14 protein-coding genes are annotated in these 17,100 nt (G+C 42.4%); 8 read left to right on the top strand and 6 right to left on the bottom strand.

Annotated elements, in window-relative coordinates; all coding sequences use genetic code 11:
* Positions 1-247: 247 nt before the first annotated feature.
* Both OH456_RS11070 and OH456_RS11065 read right to left on the bottom strand, forming a co-directional pair.
* Positions 248-568, bottom strand: a complete 321-nt coding sequence (locus OH456_RS11070; protein ID WP_270033459.1) for a cupin domain-containing protein — start codon at positions 566-568, stop codon at positions 248-250.
* Between the two features lie 22 nt (positions 569-590).
* Positions 591-1,307 (bottom strand): FadR/GntR family transcriptional regulator, encoded by a 717-nt coding sequence (locus tag OH456_RS11065; RefSeq protein WP_006070271.1) that lies wholly within the window; start codon positions 1,305-1,307, stop codon positions 591-593.
* 330 nt (positions 1,308-1,637) lie between these two features.
* On the opposite strand from OH456_RS11065, the gene OH456_RS11060 reads away from it, so the two are divergent.
* The 3 genes from OH456_RS11060 to OH456_RS11050 all read left to right on the top strand — a co-directional run bounded on the left by OH456_RS11060 (position 1,638) and on the right by OH456_RS11050 (position 5,131).
* Entirely contained in the window at positions 1,638-2,357 is a 720-nt protein-coding gene (locus tag OH456_RS11060; protein ID WP_006070272.1) for a FadR/GntR family transcriptional regulator, read from the top strand.
* A gap of 134 nt (positions 2,358-2,491) precedes the next feature.
* Positions 2,492-4,399, top strand: a complete 1,908-nt coding sequence (locus OH456_RS11055; RefSeq protein ID WP_270033458.1) for a DUF294 nucleotidyltransferase-like domain-containing protein — start codon at positions 2,492-2,494, stop codon at positions 4,397-4,399.
* Positions 4,400-4,426: 27 nt separating this feature from the next.
* The gene (locus tag OH456_RS11050) at positions 4,427-5,131 is read left to right on the top strand and encodes a 3'-5' exonuclease (protein ID WP_110165266.1); all 705 of its coding nucleotides are present in this window, start codon (positions 4,427-4,429) and stop codon (positions 5,129-5,131) included.
* Between the two features lie 60 nt (positions 5,132-5,191).
* Here the strand turns inward: OH456_RS11050 and OH456_RS11045 are convergent, their stop codons facing one another.
* Complete coding sequence (locus OH456_RS11045) at positions 5,192-5,878, bottom strand: oligogalacturonate-specific porin KdgM family protein (protein WP_006070275.1); 687 nt, start codon at positions 5,876-5,878, stop codon at positions 5,192-5,194.
* A gap of 1,255 nt (positions 5,879-7,133) precedes the next feature.
* Between OH456_RS11045 and OH456_RS11040 the strand changes: the two genes are divergently transcribed.
* Both OH456_RS11040 and OH456_RS11035 read left to right on the top strand, forming a co-directional pair.
* Entirely contained in the window at positions 7,134-8,909 is a 1,776-nt protein-coding gene (locus tag OH456_RS11040) for a sodium:solute symporter family transporter (RefSeq protein ID WP_038222000.1), read from the top strand.
* 122 nt (positions 8,910-9,031) lie between these two features.
* Positions 9,032-10,657 (top strand): polysaccharide lyase 6 family protein, encoded by a 1,626-nt coding sequence (locus OH456_RS11035; RefSeq protein WP_240206250.1) that lies wholly within the window; start codon positions 9,032-9,034, stop codon positions 10,655-10,657.
* A gap of 81 nt (positions 10,658-10,738) precedes the next feature.
* Here OH456_RS11035 and OH456_RS11030 read toward each other — a convergent pair whose 3' ends face one another.
* Together OH456_RS11030 and OH456_RS11025 are read right to left on the bottom strand one after the other, a co-directional pair.
* Positions 10,739-11,635, bottom strand: a complete 897-nt coding sequence (locus OH456_RS11030) for a GGDEF domain-containing protein (RefSeq protein WP_124941506.1) — start codon at positions 11,633-11,635, stop codon at positions 10,739-10,741.
* A 193-nt stretch (positions 11,636-11,828) separates the two neighbouring features.
* Entirely contained in the window at positions 11,829-12,224 is a 396-nt protein-coding gene (locus OH456_RS11025) for a DUF413 domain-containing protein (RefSeq protein WP_031493109.1), read from the bottom strand.
* A gap of 269 nt (positions 12,225-12,493) precedes the next feature.
* Between OH456_RS11025 and OH456_RS11020 the strand changes: the two genes are divergently transcribed.
* Both OH456_RS11020 and OH456_RS11015 read left to right on the top strand, forming a co-directional pair.
* On the top strand, positions 12,494-13,867 hold the full coding sequence (locus OH456_RS11020; RefSeq protein WP_252039244.1) for a DNA-3-methyladenine glycosylase 2 family protein: 1,374 nt from the start codon (positions 12,494-12,496) through the stop codon (positions 13,865-13,867).
* Entirely contained in the window at positions 13,864-14,340 is a 477-nt protein-coding gene (locus OH456_RS11015) for a methylated-DNA--[protein]-cysteine S-methyltransferase (RefSeq protein ID WP_236109284.1), read from the top strand. Before OH456_RS11020 ends, OH456_RS11015 begins: the two co-directional genes overlap by 4 nt.
* A 423-nt stretch (positions 14,341-14,763) precedes the next feature.
* Here the strand turns inward: OH456_RS11015 and OH456_RS11010 are convergent, their stop codons facing one another.
* Positions 14,764-16,311 carry a DUF3612 domain-containing protein gene (locus tag OH456_RS11010; protein WP_081411533.1) on the bottom strand — a complete coding sequence of 516 codons (1,548 nt, stop codon included), beginning with the start codon at positions 16,309-16,311 and terminating at the stop codon, positions 14,764-14,766.
* A 155-nt stretch (positions 16,312-16,466) separates the two neighbouring features.
* Between OH456_RS11010 and OH456_RS11005 the strand changes: the two genes are divergently transcribed.
* Positions 16,467-17,039 (top strand): malate synthase, encoded by a 573-nt coding sequence (locus tag OH456_RS11005; RefSeq protein ID WP_006070283.1) that lies wholly within the window; start codon positions 16,467-16,469, stop codon positions 17,037-17,039.
* Positions 17,040-17,100: the final 61 nt, after the last annotated feature.

Below are 17,100 nucleotides of genomic sequence, written 5' to 3'. Positions count from 1 at the left end.
TAGTTGATTTGTTGTCATCTAATTCATTGATTTAAAATGATTACTTTGGCTTTTAATTTGTCTGGGATTGAAAGGTTTGGAATTTCGGTTCAGCGGAAAAACAATATTGAGTAGGCTGACTTGGCTCAATAAATATTTAGAGTACGAACTATTAAGAAATAACAACGCAAGAGAGTCACTAAGAAGGGGCATTTGGAGAAGCGCAATGGGCAGTTAAGAGAGTCTCTACTGCCCATTGCGTTAGCGTTTAAATGAAGTCTTTACGCATTGGGGTAAAGTTATCAATTAAGATACCGGCTTTTAAGCACTTACAGCCGTGCATAATGTTTGGCACTTTATAAACAGTATCTCCCGATTTGACGATTTTTGTCTCTTCACCTACTGTGAATTCAAATTCACCAGAGACAACATAGGTAATTTGCTCGTGAGGGTGGTTGTGCATTGGTGCAACCGTTCCATCTTCGAAGTGTACTTCGACGGTCATCATGTTTTCACAATGCGCCAACACTTTGCGGCGTAGGCCGCCACCTTGATCTTCTAATGCTACATCTTTGTTGTATACGAACATTGCTGTTTCCTCTAAATCAGGTTTAAACTGCCTCTAATAGGGCAAGTCTTTGGTTGTGATCATCTAATAATTGGCGTGATGCGACTTTTGCAGAGTCTGCATCGCCAGTCATAATTGCGTCGTAAATATCCCCATGCTCTTCAATACAGAATCGCCCGCCCACGGCAGCTTCATCGATAAAAGTCTTAAAAAGCGATTCAAGAATATTGGCAAAAGGGACGTAAAACGGATTAGCTGTCGCTAAGAATATCGTTTTGTGAAAGGCATGATCGTTATGTGTCCACGCTGTGTAGTCGTGATTAAACGCGGCCTGTTTCATGTTTTGAAAACAGACAGACAGTGCCTTGCGATGCTCGATAGAGGCATTTCTCGCTGCCATGGAGCAGGCTTCTGGTTCAATCGCTTTTCGAAGTCCCAAAAATTGGGTGAGGAAGCGTTGGACATTATCAGTGTCTTTTACCCAGTCAAGAAATTGAGGGTCGAGAAAGTGCCAATGGTGACGAGCTGTCACATTGGTCCCGACTTTAGGTTTTGACTCGATTAAGCCTTTGGCAGAAAGCAGTTTAGTGGACTCACGAAGTGCAGTACGGCTGATGCCAAACTTCTCGCAAAGTTCTAACTCGCTCGGCAACTTTTCACCTTCTTCTAATTCACCGGTAAGGATTTTGCTGGCGATTTCTTTTGCCACTTGAACGTGAATTCTTCTGCTAGAGTCTGCCACGGTATGGAACGTAGCCATAGTTCTGACCTTGTTGGTTGTTAGGTTCACACGTCAATTAAGTTCACGTGTGTTTGTGTAATAACTATATAATCATACAATATCACTTAATGGCGTCAATGGACAAAATAGTAAAAAAACAATTCTAGGTCGCAAACTGAGCATGAGACTCGGATTATGTGATGGGTAACACGTAAATTAGCCGGTTATTGGGTAATAGGGTGGTTAATTGGGGCAAAACGTAAGACATTTACACTGAATAAATGCGATGTATCACATCTATTATGGAAAGTTTAGTGATAGAATAGCTGCTAAAATAATACATAAACACTTTAAGTAAGCGATAAAGATATGTCAGGTAAGTTTAATTCTATTACGGGTTCAAAGCGCAGTATCCACGTCCAGGTCGCTCGTGAAATTGCTCGAGGTATTCTCTCTGGTGATTTGCCGGAAGGTTCAATTATTCCAGGCGAAATGGCGTTGTGTGAACAATTTGGTATAAGCCGTACTGCACTTCGTGAAGCAGTTAAGCTATTGACGTCAAAAGGCTTGCTTGAATCTAGACCTAAAATTGGTACACGTGTTGTCGATCGCGCGTACTGGAACTTTCTCGATCCACAGTTGATCGAGTGGATGGATGGTCTTAACGATGTAGAACAGTTCTGCGGTCAGTTCCTTGGACTGCGCCGTGCTATTGAACCAGAAGCATGTGCGTTAGCGGCCAAATTCGCGTCTGCAGAGCAACGAATTGAGTTGTCTGCGACCTTCCAAGAAATGGTCGAAGTGTCTAAAGAAGAAAACTTTGAACAGTCTAAATGGTTAGATGTTGATACTCGTTTCCACAGTTTGATTTTTAATGCGACGGGCAATGACTTTTATCTCCCGTTTGGCAATATTCTTACCACTATGTTCGTTAACTTTATCCAGTTCTCTTCAGACGGCGGGTCGACGTGTATCAACGAACACCGAGCTATTTACGAAGCGATCATGGCAGGGGATAGTGACAAAGCTCGTGAGGCGTCAGCAAACCATCTACGCGAAGAAAACCACAGGCTTCCTGTAGCAAGTTAACACCAAGAGATGAGCGCGCTTGTTAACAATTTGAAGAAAAAGGCAGCATATAAGCTGCCTTTTTTGTATCCAAAGTGCACCATTGTGAAATTTCTATTGATATAATAATACAAAATGTCAGTTGGAGACTTCACATGCCTCACGCGCTTCTACCCAATATCACGCAATTTCTATGTAGCGTTGATCCGTTTGATAAACTTCCCAAAGAGCTGGTTCGTAAGGTAGCCGCGGAAATAAAAATCACTTATTTGGGTAAGGGTGAGGTGATTGACCCTTGTAACGGGCAATCTGGGCTTAGTGGAGAAGGGGAGAATTTGCCGAAAAGCCAACAGAAGTTTCTATATGTCATTCGAACTGGCTCTATGGAGCAACGCAAACCCGATGGCGTTCTTCGCGCAAGACTGGGAAGTGAAGATTTGTTTGGCTTTACTTTTCTCGATGATCAAGTTTCTAAAGAGTCGGGTTATCAAGCGGTTGCCATCGAAAATACGCTTCTATATTTAATCCCTCATTCTACGCTTGAAACCATCTTTAAACGTAATCCAGAGTACGCGGAACACTTTGCTTCTCAAGCGCAAGTTCGCCTTAAATCTGCACTAGATGTTGTTTGGTCCAATAAAGAAAAAGGTCTGTTTATTAAAAAGGTGTCTGACGTGGCGAGTGGAGTCATTGCGATTGTTGATGCCTCTATGTCGATTAAAGGTGTCGCACACGAAATGCGAGTTGTTAAACGATCTTCAACTGCGGTGGTGTGCGACAACGGCAAGTTAGTTGGCCTAATGACGGATCGTGATATGACCAAACGAGTCATCGCAGAAGGCCATGATAACAGCGCTCCTATTAGGGATGTGATGACGCCTAATCCACTAACAGTCAGCCCAAACGATCTGGTTTTGCATGCCGCATCATTGATGATGCAACATAATGTTCGGGGTTTACCCGTTGTTTCTGAGGGTAAAGTGGTGGGCCTGCTGACCACTTCGCACTTGGTGCAGAATCATCGCATGCAAGCGATATTTCTTATCGAAAAAATCAAATACGCTACCAGTGTTCGTAACATGGCGAGTTTCACCACGGAACGTCAGGCCATATTTGAAGCTCTAGTAGAAGGAAATGTCGCACCTGAGACCATAGGTCGGGTAATGTCGATGATTATGGATGCGTACAATCGTCGAATTATTCAGATTGCGATTGATAAACTGGGGGAGCCACCATGTCATTTTTCGTGGATAGTTGCAGGTTCTCACGCTCGAAATGAAGTTCACATGCTTTCGGATCAAGACAATGCAATCATTCTTAGTGATGAGGCGACCGAGAATGACAAAGTCTACTTCCGCCACTTATCACAGTATGTCTCAAATGGGCTTGCTGCTTGCGGATATCCCTTGTGTCCGGGTAAATATATGGCAGCTACGCCCAAATGGTGTCAGCCATTGTCGACATGGAAACACTATTATAAAAAATGGGTATCGAACCCTGAATACGAAAGACTTTTGAATATCAGCGTGTTCTTGGAAATTCGCTGTGTTTATGGTGAAGCGAGCTATGCCGATATATTACGCGATGAACTTCACTCCAACATTCGTAGCAACCGTGAGTTTTTAGGGATTTTGACTCGAGATGCTATTAATACGTCACCTCCTCTTGGTGTTTTTAACAGCCTAGTGCTGGAAAAAACAGGCGAGAACAAGAAAACTCTGAATATAAAAAAATACGCGATAAACCTCGTTATTGATTTAGCGCGTATTTACGGTCTTGCCGTAGAATGCGACTCGTCGAATACCGACGAACGATTCACTCAAGCCAATGAGCAAGGCATGTTAAGTGATGACTCATATAAAAACATTATCAATGCTTACCATTACATTCTTATGTTTAGACAGCATCATCAGCTACAAGCGCTAAAACGAGGTGAGCAGCCGGATAATCACATCAATCCCGATTCATTTGGCAGTTTTGAACGTGGCAACTTGAAAGATGCATTTAGAATCATTTCTACGTTGCAAGATGCGGTTAAACTCCGGTTTGGTGGGAGGTTGTAACTAGTGGCTGGTGTTTTGAAAAGCGTGATGAATCAATTTCACGTTTATAACCATTATCTCAAGCAAAGGCAGCGATATCTCGCCAATCAAAAGATACCCAATGAGTTGAGAAACTTGTTAAGTGAGCAACCGCCGAGAATGGAGGTATTAGCAACAGAAGTCGAGTACCTAGTGTTGGATTTTGAAACGACTGGGTTAGATGCCAATACCAACACCATTCTTAGTTTAGGTTGGGTAGAAATTGCCAACTTTACGGTCAATGTTGCTAGTGCAAAACAGCTGTTTATTGAGTCGCCAAATGAGGTTAAGGCGGAAACCGCGGTCATAAACCATATCATGCCTGAAATGTTGCAAGATGGAATTTCATTAGATTCTGCGATGACACAGTTATTTCAAGCAGCAAAAAACAAAATACTGATTGCACACGGTTCGATGATTGAAGCGGCATTCGTTGATGAATATTTAACTCAGAAGTATGGAGTGTCAGATCTGCCAGTGATGTGGTTGGATACACTAGCTATTGAAAAGTCGATGGCGTTAGCGGTGAATAAAGATGCTGAGATCGACGTTCGTCTGTCTGAGACTAGGAAGCGATACGGACTACCTGAGTATAATGGGCATGAGGCCTTAATTGATGCTATTGCAACTGCAGAGTTGTTTTTGGCTCAGTCGACTCGACTTTTCAACAAACAGCACCCTTGTATTGGAAAATTGTACCGACTAAGCCAATAAGGGGGTAAAAAAAGAGGTGCCTATCAAGACACCTCTTTTTACTGATTCTTGAATTACGTCTTAGAAACTGTATGTGACACCCAGTCGGCTACGTAGTTCGCGGCGATCTGTAACAGAATCGACGTTCACATCACCAAACTCAACGTACGGTGCCCATTGGCCGAAGCTACGACGTGCTGTGGCGTTTAGCTCGTAGTTTGTGTCTTTGCCGTTGTACAAGATATAACCATCTGTCGCTGCTTTATAATAGTTACCTTCAAGTCCAAAGCGCCACTCGTTTACTGAATAATTGATGTTAGCCGTTAGACGATGACGGCGTTCATTTTGTGCGTCTTCACCGTTGTTTTGACGAATGTCATAACGATAACGACCACTTAAGCTGAGTCCTTCAACACTATCCAGTGCGTAAGTCACGCGAAGCTGTGGTTTGTAAGTCATACCCGCCGAACGAGCTTCGATAGGCATACCTGGTTGGATAGTCCAGTTGTCGTTAATCTTAAAACGATAACCTAAATCCAGCTCCCAACCATTATTTTGCAAGTCTTTAAGAAACGCGCCATCTTCTCCTTTGAACTTTAACTCACCGCTATAGTAGAAGTTACCGATGCTGTCTCCCATTTTGATGCGCGTCGCATGTTGCTCCGTTGTGTGCTTGTACTCAGTACGTATATCTAAAGAAGCTGCGCTTACCGCTGCTGTCGCGAACACAGAAACTAATGCCACTGTTACTTTGTTTAAAGTGCTCATCTTATTTAACCCTTAAGATTTTTAGTTTGTGGTAATGTATGACAAATATGATAAGGGGTTTTCTATGTTTTTAATGTGATACGGATCGAGATTGGCCGTCCTTTGGCAATGCCTTTCATACGGCTTACTGCAGGAAATTGACTTATGCTATTGATATATAAGTTTTTATATGTTGTTGTGTAGTTGTGCCTCTATCGAATTTAACAATAAGATATGTGATGTAGGTAAAGTAATTTTTATATATATTTATACTATAAAATCACAATAACGATGTGATGCGGTTGATTTTTATCCAATTAAAGCCTTCGAATTATCCTATTGAGGGAGGTTTCTACTTCCAACTCAAATACCATTAAAGTTGGAATGTTGTCGAATAGATTTGGTCTCAGACCACAGCAACAAACTGTTGGTGATTTAGTTTGTTGTTAATGATGGGATAGAGACAGAGTATGCACAAAAATACACTCATGACTTTTATAAATACTACAAATATGCAAATTTTGACGTATTGAAAGAGAGGCGACAGTATTGAAAATACTTGGAAGGAAGTCTTCTATCGAGACTTAGGTTACGAGATTTGAGAATTAAATTGTTTTATTTCAGTATTTTAATGTGGTTTTTGTGGTGTGGTAGTCGCGAGAGAGTTCTACACCTTTCCAAAATATGATCTATGTCGCATTAATTTTATTTGTAATACATTAATATTAATTTGCTTTTGGTAGAGCACGGCACGAAGTGTCAGAATTAGCTTGGATGTGGCAAAGCAGCCAAGCGTTCAGATTATTCCATACGACCCCAAGCGAATGGGATGATTCTCCAAAACCTACTTGATAAGTATAAGAGTGTTGTTTACCACCTCACTCAAACACCCCCGGAGTTAATGTCGACGTCACTCTACATTGACAATGGATCTCCTAATGTCGTTTTAACCCTCGCATTATTACAGGTGATGCGAGGGTGTTTTTTTATGTCTTACAATAAATTGTCTCACTTACTTATGCTTTCCTTAATTTATAAATCATTAGTTTCGATTATGGTTTCATTTAACTGATTGTTTTTGCTTTTAAATTGTGGATTTGTCTCTCGGTTGTGATGTAGATCTCGATATTCTTTAAAACATGATACGGATCATATGTAATACAATAATGATGGTTAAATAAACGATCTTGTTCACGTAATAATTATATTGTACTACAAATTGTAAGGTGTGGACGTATAGTTAACGTAACCGAATAACATATCAAAAGGTTTCAAGATGGATCTCAATACCCTAATTGTAGGCATCTATTTCCTATTTCTTATAGCAATAGGCTGGATGTTTCGAACATTTACTAGCACTACAAGTGACTACTTCCGTGGGGGCGGTAGCATGCTTTGGTGGATGGTTGGTGCAACGGCATTTATGACGCAGTTTAGCGCTTGGACATTTACCGGAGCTGCGGGCAAAGCGTTTACCGATGGTTTTGCCGTTGCCATCATTTTTATTGCCAACGCATTTGGCTATTTAATGAACTACCTATACTTTGCTCCTAAATTCCGTCAGTTGCGTGTCGTCACTGTCATCGAAGCGATACGTATGCGTTTTGGCAAAGTAAATGAACAGGTATTTACGTGGTCAGGGATGCCTAACAGTGTTATCTCGGCAGGTATTTGGCTGAATGGTCTAGCCATCATCGCTTCTGGTATTTTTGGATTCGATATGACCACAACCATTATTCTTACCGGCCTTGTGGTTCTTGTCATGTCTGTGACCGGTGGTTCCTGGGCCGTCATTGCCTCTGACTTCATGCAAATGGTCATTATCATGGCCGTAACGGTAACGTGTGCAATTGTTGCGGTTTATCATGGTGGTGGTGTTTCCAATATCGTTGAGAACTTCCCAACCGAGTCATTTGTTACCGGTGATAACCTCAACTATTTAAGTATCTTCAGTATCTGGGCTGTATTTATTTTCCTAAAGCAGTTTAGCATTACTAACAACATGTTGAATTCATACCGCTATTTGGCTGCAAAAGACTCAAATAACGCTCGTAAAGCTGCACTTTTGGCATGTGTGTTGATGACGCTTGGGCCAATCATTTGGTTTATGCCTTCATGGTTTATTGCAGGTCAAGGTGTGGACTTGGCGGCACAATACCCAGAAGCTGGCTCTAAAGCGAGTGACTTTGCGTACCTTTACTTCGTTCAAGAGTATATGCCAGTGGGCATGGTTGGTCTTTTGATTGCAGCGATGTTCGCAGCGACCATGTCTTCCATGGACTCTGGTCTGAACCGTAACTCAGGGATTTTTGTTAAGAACTTTTATGAGCCGATTCTGCGTCCAAATGCCAATGAAAAAGAGCTAGTCGTGGTTTCTAAGCTGACGTCTACTTTCTTCGGCATTGCTATTATTCTAGTCGCGCTGTTTATTAACTCCCTTAAAGGTTTAAGCCTTTTCGACACTATGATGTACGTGGGTGCTTTGATCGGCTTCCCAATGACTATTCCTGCATTCTGTGGTTTCTTCATTCGTAAAACGCCAGATTGGGCGGGTTGGGGAACGCTAGTCGTCGGTGGCTTTGTCTCTTATTTCGTCGGTTTTGTCATTACGGCAGACATGATTCAAAACTGGTTCGGTCTTAATGAGTTGACTGGTCGTGAATGGGCTGATTTAAAAGTCGCTATTGGTTTGATTGGTCACATGATTTTCACCGCAGGTTTCTTTGTACTCTCAACGTTGTTCTATAAGCCTTTACCTGAGCATCGTGAAAAAGACGTCGACAAGTTCTTCAACAATCTGGCGACACCTCTTGTGGCAGAAAGTACTGAACAGAAGAAGCTTGATAATAGACAGCGTCGTATGTTGGGTTCATTGATCGCCGTTGCTGGTGTTGGTGTAATGGCGATGTTCGTCTTGCCAAATCCATTGTGGGGGCGTTTCGTGTTTGTTCTGTGCGGCAGCATCGTCTTTGCAGTCGGCTTACTGCTCGTCAAAGCAGTGGATGACAAAGTGGAAAGTGCGGCTGAAGCCAACGTAGCTACCGAAAACTAGAGTGCTTTATTCATAAATATTGAGCGGCTGATTCCAGCCGCTTTCAACCTTTCTAATGCTTGCAACGTTCAAGCAAGTCCATTGTTAAATCTAATCCAACAAGAATTCATAAAGAGAATCACATGAAAAAAAATGTCCTCGCTTTATCTTTAACGGCAGTATTCGCCTCAGTTGCGCTGGTTGGTTGTGGTAACACGAATGTTGACACTACTCACGCTAATAAAACAATGCTTCAAACGTCTGTGCCGATGGCGTTTAATGAAGTGACACGCGATTACCTTTTGTCGAGTGACAGATTGGTTGATGTTGATGGTGCGACACTGGAGTCCAAATCAGACCAACAGGTTAACGCACTTAAATCTCAACTTGAGAATGCAAAAGATGGTGAGGTGATTACGATTCCAGATGGAAAATATACCAATTTGGGGCATGTAACAATTGCGGCAAATGGTGTGACGATTAAGGCCGAAACTGCAGGAGCGGTTTGGTTTACGGGTCTGGTTCAATTTGAACTAACAGGTAACAACGTGACGCTAGATAGCTTGGTGTTCACCGAAGGCGGCCCGGCGGAACGTTTCGGCGGAGTTCGCATGATGGGTAACGGAAACACACTGCAAAATTCCACATTCTATTACTTCAATCATGATTATGCGTACGAACCTGATGAGCGTCGTTCTGAATATCCTAAATATCTGTGGGTGTCCTTATGGGGTAAAGATGGAAAAGTCATCAATAATCGATTTGAAGGAAAGCAGAAACGTGGCACTTTGATTGGTGTTCAGAAAGATGAGACGCCAGATAACCACCTTATTGCTCATAATATTTTTGTTGATCAGAAACAGAACCAGTTTAATGAGTTAGATATAAAAGAAGCCGTTCGTTACAACGGTAACAGCTGGGAAGCGATTCGAATTGGTGACTCGAAATCTTCGCAATGGGATTCTAGTTCTAAGTTTGTCGATAATTTGCTCGTAGATATGGATGGAGAACGTGAACTTATCTCGATCAAGTCGGGTGATAACGAGATTTCGGGTAACACAATATTCGAAAGTGCAGCGTTGATTTCATTGAGACATGGTAAAGGTAATAAGGTAGAGAACAACGTTATTCTTGGAAACAAGAAATTGCTAACAGGTGGTGTGCGCATCTACGATGAAGATCATGTGATTCGCAATAACTACTTTGCTAACACACGTGGGCGTGATGGACTAATTGAAGGTAACGCTGATCTTCGAGGTGGTATTGTCATTAATACAGGGATTATCGACGTAAAAAACGGCGAGCAGCTTGACCAGTCTGTAAAAGGAAAAGAGCTAAACAAGCAATGGACACCTAAGAACATCGACATAGAGAACAACACGTTTGTTGATACCGAGTGGGGCATTGTCTACGGTAATCAATCTCACCGTGTTAGCTTGTTCAATAATGCCGAAGTAGACAATATTTTTGCTGGTGTTGATATTCGATTTAACAACAATGTCGTCGACAATTCACAAAACCCAGAGTTTGTGAGTGTACGAGCTACAGAGCAGTTTCCTCTGGTTGATGCCAGTTACCATAATGAGTTTTACACCTCAACTATAGTAGGGCAAGAGCAGTTAGAAAATTACTCACTAACACTTCCAAACATGTCCTTGGAAAACGGGTTTAATCAATACCAAGGAGCAGGGGCAAACACCTCTGAGTTGCAATTGATTACCGCTGATAGTGCGGGGCCGACTTACGTATTAGTGAATAGCAACAAGTAACCTGTCAGGAAATTTCGTAAGGTAAAGTCAAAGCGGTCAAGTGGCCGCTTTTTTAGTGGTCGAGTACTCTGTTCTGATCGGCTAACTTAATACCATACTTTGATTTCTACCTCGGCTCTTTGCAATGTACAGCGCGTCATCCGCTCTTGAAAAAATATGATTATTTCGCTCCTGATAGCGAGCTTGGGTTATGCCAACGCTCAATGTTATCGAAAAGGTTTGCTGTTCATAGTGGAAAGGAGTATCGGCTATGGTACAGCGAATGCGTTCCGCAATCTCGTAAGCCGTGTGCTCTTCAATATCAGGTAGAAGCAGTGCGAACTCTTCGCCACCTACTCGGGCGAAAGTATCATCCGGCCGAATGATATCTTGTATTCGAGCAACCACTTCTTTTAGCGTGTTATCCCCAGCTAGGTGTCCATAGGTATCGTTGACCTTTTTGAAGTAATCAATATCCATCAACAATAAACAGTGTGGGGTCGTGCTTTTAGTTATGGTTGCTAATGTGGAGAAAAAATAGCGGCGATTAGCTATTTGTGTGAGTGGATCGGATTCACTCTGTTTACGGAGCTTTAGTTCAAGGCGATGGCGCTTCGATATGTTTCGAGTGAGCCAACAAACTACCCTTTGGTTTTTACAGGTAAAAGAAAGCGGAAAGATCTTGCCCTCAAACCTTAATGTGCCTGCTGGACCCGATTTGGGGTCAATGCCGTTAAGATCTTCAACGCATAGATCATATTCGACAGTCATGACCTGATTATTATCGAGTGATGTGATGATTTGACTGATATACCAGTCGGCTTGCTCGGAAGGCATTACCGAGTGCAGAGTTTGCCCAATCAGTACACTGCCGTCATGATACGACTGAGTATCAGTCCCGCCAAGAAAATCAACATATTCTCCTTCTTCACTTATTATGAAGACAGGGTCAGGTAAACAAGAAAGCACCTCATATACTTCGTCTAATTCAGTAAGCATGCTCTTCCACGAATATTTTTATAATTTACTTTATTAACAATAGAGTATATAAGCAAAAAATAAATAACAAAGGTGATAGAAAAAGCTGAGGTTGAGATCGAGAAATAGGTTTAAAAGCTATATGTGACAGCTAGTTGTATAAGCTATCACATATATTTACGACAAGCTGGAGAGCCTTGGTTTCCCTGTAAAACTAGTTGTCAGAATCTATATTCTCATCAGTTATGTCATCACTGAGCACATCTGAATCGTCATAGTCCACATCTTCATTGATTGTCTCTGGCTCAGATTTCTTACCATTTAATGCATGAAACCTTTTCCTATCGCGTGCAAGGTGTATGTATTTCAACCATGTTTTTTCTAGTTTGCTCTCTGCATGACTTTCGTCTTGGAGCACTTCTAGAAAGTGTTTTTCTGAATCCGATTCCGGAGATAGCTCGCCACTTTCTAGCAAACTCATCGTATCTCCAAAGCGAATCAAGATATCTTCTTCAGCTAAAGTAAAATCGCCAGATTTAGCAAATCCACGTCGAAACCGCTTGTTATCGTAAAAAGGTCTCTTTCCAAGACGAAAATCTACATTTGACATAGTCACCCTCATAAAATGACGTTAATCATCGAACTCAGCCTCAGTATAGACAGAGGATGTAAGGTTTTTGAAATTCTACCCATCGATTTTTTCAACGTTTTTTGGTTTGTTCATTAACTCATTGGTTAGACGCTACTTTTACTTGGGTTTTTTAATATTGTGTGATGGTTTGATGAAGATTTCATGTCGCCCTTGAGTTCCGAAAGTGGCTAGTAAGATGCAAAATGTGCGTTACACTGGCGATAGAGTAGGCAAGGTTAGAGGCATGTATGGAGTCACTTAGTAGAGAGCAATGTTCTGTTGCCCGATTATCAAGGGATCCAAGGTTTGATGGCGTATTTTTTGTGGCAGTGAAGACAACGGGCATTTTTTGCCGCCCTATTTGTCCAGCAAACTTGCCACGAGAGGAGAATGTTGAGTATTTCTCTACGGCGCCTGTAGCGTTGCAGGCAGGATATCGACCTTGTTTGCGCTGTCGTCCGGATAGTGCGCCTAATTCGTGGGCCTGGCTTGGTAAAGAAACCAGTTTTCGACGAGCATTAAGTTTGATCGAGCAGGGGGCGTTACAGCACTCCAATTTGGAAACGTTGTCAGATAGGCTCGGCGTTACCAGTCGATACTTGAGACAACTATTTCAAAACCACCTGGGTATGTCACCCAAGGTGTATGCTCAATATCATCAATTAATGTTTGCCAAACAACTGCTTCACAACAGTTCACTATCAATAACTGATGTTGGTTTTGCCAGCGGTTTTAATAGTACTCGACGATTCAATGATGCCTTTAAGAAGTATCTTAAATTGACGCCTTCAGAAATGAGGCGTCACCATGCAAGGCAAGATGACAGCGGTCGCAATGTGATTCATTTGGCTTACCGAGGTCAATATCACTGGGAGTCGTTACTCGATTTTTATCGTTTAAGAGCAATAGAAGGCGTAGAAGAAGTGACGCAATACAGCTACGCTCGTTATGTGGAGATTGATGGTAGTTTAGCTTGGTTCAAGTTACACGCTGATGTGGAGGGCAAGCAAACAATCAAAGTGGAATTTGAATTGGAAGATGTCACAAAACTGTCTTGGTTGATGAGCAATATAAAAAGAGTCTTTGATTTAAACACCGATGTGGCTTTGATTGAAGAGTTGCTATCGAAGTACGACGACCAATTAGTTATTAAATCAGGGCTGCGGCTTCCTGGTGTGTGGTCGACTTGGGAAGCGGGTGTTCGAGCTGTAGTTGGGCAGCAGGTTTCGGTAAAAGCAGCTATAGGGCAGCTTAACTTGCTGACTGACACTTTGGATCATACGGTATCTGGGCAGCGAGTTTTTCCTAGTGCGGATGTCGTCGCCTGTTCCGACCTTAGTTTTCTTAAAATGCCAAACAGTCGAAAAGAGACATTAGCCCGGTTGGCTCATCATATTACCAATTCGCCCGAGGACACACCAGATAACTGGTTGGCTCTAAAAGGCATAGGTCCATGGACCATTAGTTATGCAAAGATGAGGGGAGCCTCCGAGCCCAACTTGTTTCTTGATACAGATTTGATCGTTAAAAAATACCTTGCTGAGCACCCACAATTGAACGCTGCGAATGTGTCACCTTGGGGAAGCTACGCTACATTACATTGTTGGAGTCATTTTTCATGAACTACTACCTAATAACACCAAGCCCACTTGGGAATGTCACTATTCAAGCGAACGATGATGGTCTGCTAGGACTTTGGTTTGAAGAGCATACTACATTGCCCGATGTTCTGGGCTCACTAGCTCCCGAGCATCCAATTTTGGCTGAAGCTTCTAAACAGCTCTCTTGTTACTTTGAAGGCAAGGTACAGTCATTTGATCTCCCCTTAGCAGCTGAAGGAACTGATTTTCAAAAGCTTGTTTGGCGAGCGTTGTGTGATATCCCTTTCGGAGAGTCGATAAGTTACCAAGAGTTAGCGAATCGAATAGGCAAACCTAAAGCCGTAAGAGCCGTTGGAGCTGCAAATGGAAAAAACCCCATCTCAGTTATCGTTCCTTGTCATCGCGTAATTGGGAAAAGTGGTACATTGACAGGCTATGCTGGCGGAGTTGAACGAAAAAGAAAGCTGCTGGAGCTTGAAGGAATTAAGCTCTAACACAACAGAGAACCTAAAATGTTGGAGCATTGTAGGGTATTTAGTCTCTTATCTATTGGTACTGTTTTATAAATAGCAGGTTGCTTAGATACTGATTTCATATTGCTATGGTTTTTTTAATGCGTTTTTGCAAATATAGATAAGGGCTAATTGCAAAATGCATCTGTATTTGCAAAATGAAAATACTATATGAGTATGGTTTACATGAAATCGATACTTATCTGACCAGAATTATCTGAAAACAACGATTTAAAAAGTTGGCACGCTTGATGCATTATTTAGAGCGACCCTTTTTAAGCCGAGGGTCACCTAGCCAACTGACGTTGTTAGTGAACCTCTATTGTTCACACTTGTATATAGCCAGTCACACTATTTGGTGGCTGGCTTTTTTTATTTTTAGGCTAAGAGCTAAATCACTAAGGCTTACACAATATCGCCTAGTTCAACTCCCTTACTTTCAGCACAGCCTTCATAACAGCTTGGTTTTCTCGGACATGCTGCTCCTCTCGAACAAATTAACCGTGCATCGCCTTCAATACCTCGTTCAACCCAATTGATATTGAGGATTTTAGCCACTGTTTGCAGATCCTTTTTGATAGAACGAGGAATGCTGACACTGCCACCCCCTTCGACACATGATCGTTTTAGTTCACTGGCTATCTCCAATGCGTTGCCGCCTTGAGCATCTATCGCAGGATTTAGATCAATACCCGCGCAGAGTACTCGATTATTTCCAGCCGGGTCGGTCATGTTGATGGATTCACAGCAATAAATACGAGGTTCATCACCCACATTAAGAATAGAGATTTGTGCAGAAGAGCCGTTTTGAGGTTCAGATAAGCGCCTAAATACCGCCCAGTGTTGACACGGGTCGTTCACCATCCGCATATTTCCCCATGGCAGCGGAATACCGTTTCCTCGGTAGACGGCTTTGAGCTTTCCAGGCCCGTAGGCGTCGAAATAGTGCCAATGTGGATAGGGAGATACCACGGTCATACGACGCATGGCGACAGACGGAGATACGCCTGCACGTTTGTGAACGTCGATTTCATACCCACTTCTGTCTAGTAGTTGTCTAAATGGGACTTTAGGGCAAAGTAGGGCTCCTGCAAAAAAGCTGGATTCAAAATCTCTCCATGCTTGCAAAATATCTTGTGAGTTGAGAGCAGATGTGGACTGGTTGGCTGCAGAGTCTTCCCAGCTATTGTGATGACCAACACTGAGTACGCTTTTCAGCCCTTCTTCACTGTGCAAAATTCGGTGTCCGATATAAACCGCTAGATCATATTTGAGTCTTGTTGGGTATGCTTTGAGTATTTCGTTTAGGTAGATGGTACCTGGAGGCTCAAAAAACGAGGTAACGAGTTGCTTGGCATTAATTCCTAACTCATCCACCACATCTTTCGGTGTGCGATTGACCCATTGAACTCGCAAACCTAAATCGCCAGCAATATCGATCAGATCTTCTACAGATAGATTCAATCGCTTCAGTCCCACTTCTTCTGCAGCCCGTTCTAGATCGGGAAAGTGGTTTTGCAAACTTTCTTGGTGAGCGCGTATCAAAAGATGGGCGAATTGTCTTCCGGTGATTCCGGTTTGCGACAACATTTCCGGAATGGCAATTTGCAGTATGTCGTTTGAAAATAAAAAGCTTGGCTCTAAAGCCATGCCACTGATGCCTCCGCGATTGCCTTTAACCGGAGTAATTTCTTCTTGCTCAGGCTCATTATCTAAAAACCATGCTGGATCTTTTTGGAAAACTTCGGCGATAACTTCAAGCATATCGATGCTTGGGACGCGTTTTCCTCGTTCAATCATCGATAGATACGAAACAGAAGGAGCGTACTCTGGGTTGATGCGAATACAACGCGCAGAGAGGTCTTCCATTGTTAAATGGTTGCGTTTTCTAAGGTTTCTTACCTTAGTGCCCAAAAAATGGGACTGACGGATTAGACTTTTTGACAGAGGCATTTTGTAAAATTCACATTGTAAAATTTTTGTTGTGAAATTGTAGTCAAAAACAGGCTAGTCTACAAAGTATACAAATCACAAAACGAATATAAATTTAAACACTTGTTTAGGATATTTGCTCTAAATAGAACAAAAGGCCGTATGAGGGAAAGACTATGAACATGCTGACATTCGATAAAACAGAACTACATAAAAACCACTCAACGTTTATCGCAGAAGCTGTCTTTGCCGTGGAAATGGTGAAAGCCGACGAGCAAATAGAGAAACAAAAGATGGCGAAACAGCTGCTTGATACTTTGTTTCCACTAGAAAATGGCTCACACGAAGACGTGGTAAGTTACGAAATAGATTATCGTCACGTGCAAGCTTATTTTAAGAATGGTGAGCATACGGGGCTGAAGCGCGCAAAACACTTTGTGGCTTACGCCGGTGATAAATGTGCTCCTGAAGCAATTCTATTCCGTGATGAGAGTGGGACACACGTAGAAGTGATGATGGGTAAGCGCAAAGGAACCGGTAATCTAGAGCTTGTGGAAATTGAAGATATCCAACTAGAAACGTGCACAACCTTCGGCCAAACAGAGCAATGCCATGCGTCTGGTATTCGCCACTGGGTTAGCCTAGTTCAAGGTGATGATCAAGGCCGCCCTAGAGCTTGTAGTGAAGACAAAGAATTTACGGCGAAAAACGGTGACGATTATAACCTCGGATTTAGTTTCGCCTTTTAATACCCGCTAGCACTTTTACTTAAATACCGTTTTCCTTTGGTAGTGAAGCCCCACTTACGAG

The sequence above is a fragment of the Vibrio sp. La 4.2.2 genome, assembly GCF_027586995.1.
Classification (GTDB): domain Bacteria; phylum Pseudomonadota; class Gammaproteobacteria; order Enterobacterales; family Vibrionaceae; genus Vibrio; species Vibrio mediterranei.
Note: the sequence above shows the minus strand (reverse complement) of the source record. Positions and strands in the feature narration are given on the sequence as shown.

Coding starts and splice junctions, on each gene's coding strand:
- OH456_RS11060 (WP_006070272.1), top strand. CDS start 1,638: ATGTCAGGTAAGTTTAATTCTATTACGGGTTCAAAGCGCAGTATCCAC.
- OH456_RS11040 (WP_038222000.1), top strand. CDS start 7,134: ATGGATCTCAATACCCTAATTGTAGGCATCTATTTCCTATTTCTTATA.
- OH456_RS11020 (WP_252039244.1), top strand. CDS start 12,494: ATGGAGTCACTTAGTAGAGAGCAATGTTCTGTTGCCCGATTATCAAGG.
- OH456_RS11010 (WP_081411533.1), bottom strand. CDS start 16,311: ATGCCTCTGTCAAAAAGTCTAATCCGTCAGTCCCATTTTTTGGGCACT.
- OH456_RS11005 (WP_006070283.1), top strand. CDS start 16,467: ATGAACATGCTGACATTCGATAAAACAGAACTACATAAAAACCACTCA.
- OH456_RS11015 (WP_236109284.1), top strand. CDS start 13,864: ATGAACTACTACCTAATAACACCAAGCCCACTTGGGAATGTCACTATT.
- OH456_RS11025 (WP_031493109.1), bottom strand. CDS start 12,224: ATGTCAAATGTAGATTTTCGTCTTGGAAAGAGACCTTTTTACGATAAC.
- OH456_RS11070 (WP_270033459.1), bottom strand. CDS start 568: ATGTTCGTATACAACAAAGATGTAGCATTAGAAGATCAAGGTGGCGGC.
- OH456_RS11055 (WP_270033458.1), top strand. CDS start 2,492: ATGCCTCACGCGCTTCTACCCAATATCACGCAATTTCTATGTAGCGTT.
- OH456_RS11050 (WP_110165266.1), top strand. CDS start 4,427: ATGAATCAATTTCACGTTTATAACCATTATCTCAAGCAAAGGCAGCGA.
- OH456_RS11035 (WP_240206250.1), top strand. CDS start 9,032: ATGAAAAAAAATGTCCTCGCTTTATCTTTAACGGCAGTATTCGCCTCA.
- OH456_RS11030 (WP_124941506.1), bottom strand. CDS start 11,635: ATGCTTACTGAATTAGACGAAGTATATGAGGTGCTTTCTTGTTTACCT.
- OH456_RS11045 (WP_006070275.1), bottom strand. CDS start 5,878: ATGAGCACTTTAAACAAAGTAACAGTGGCATTAGTTTCTGTGTTCGCG.
- OH456_RS11065 (WP_006070271.1), bottom strand. CDS start 1,307: ATGGCTACGTTCCATACCGTGGCAGACTCTAGCAGAAGAATTCACGTT.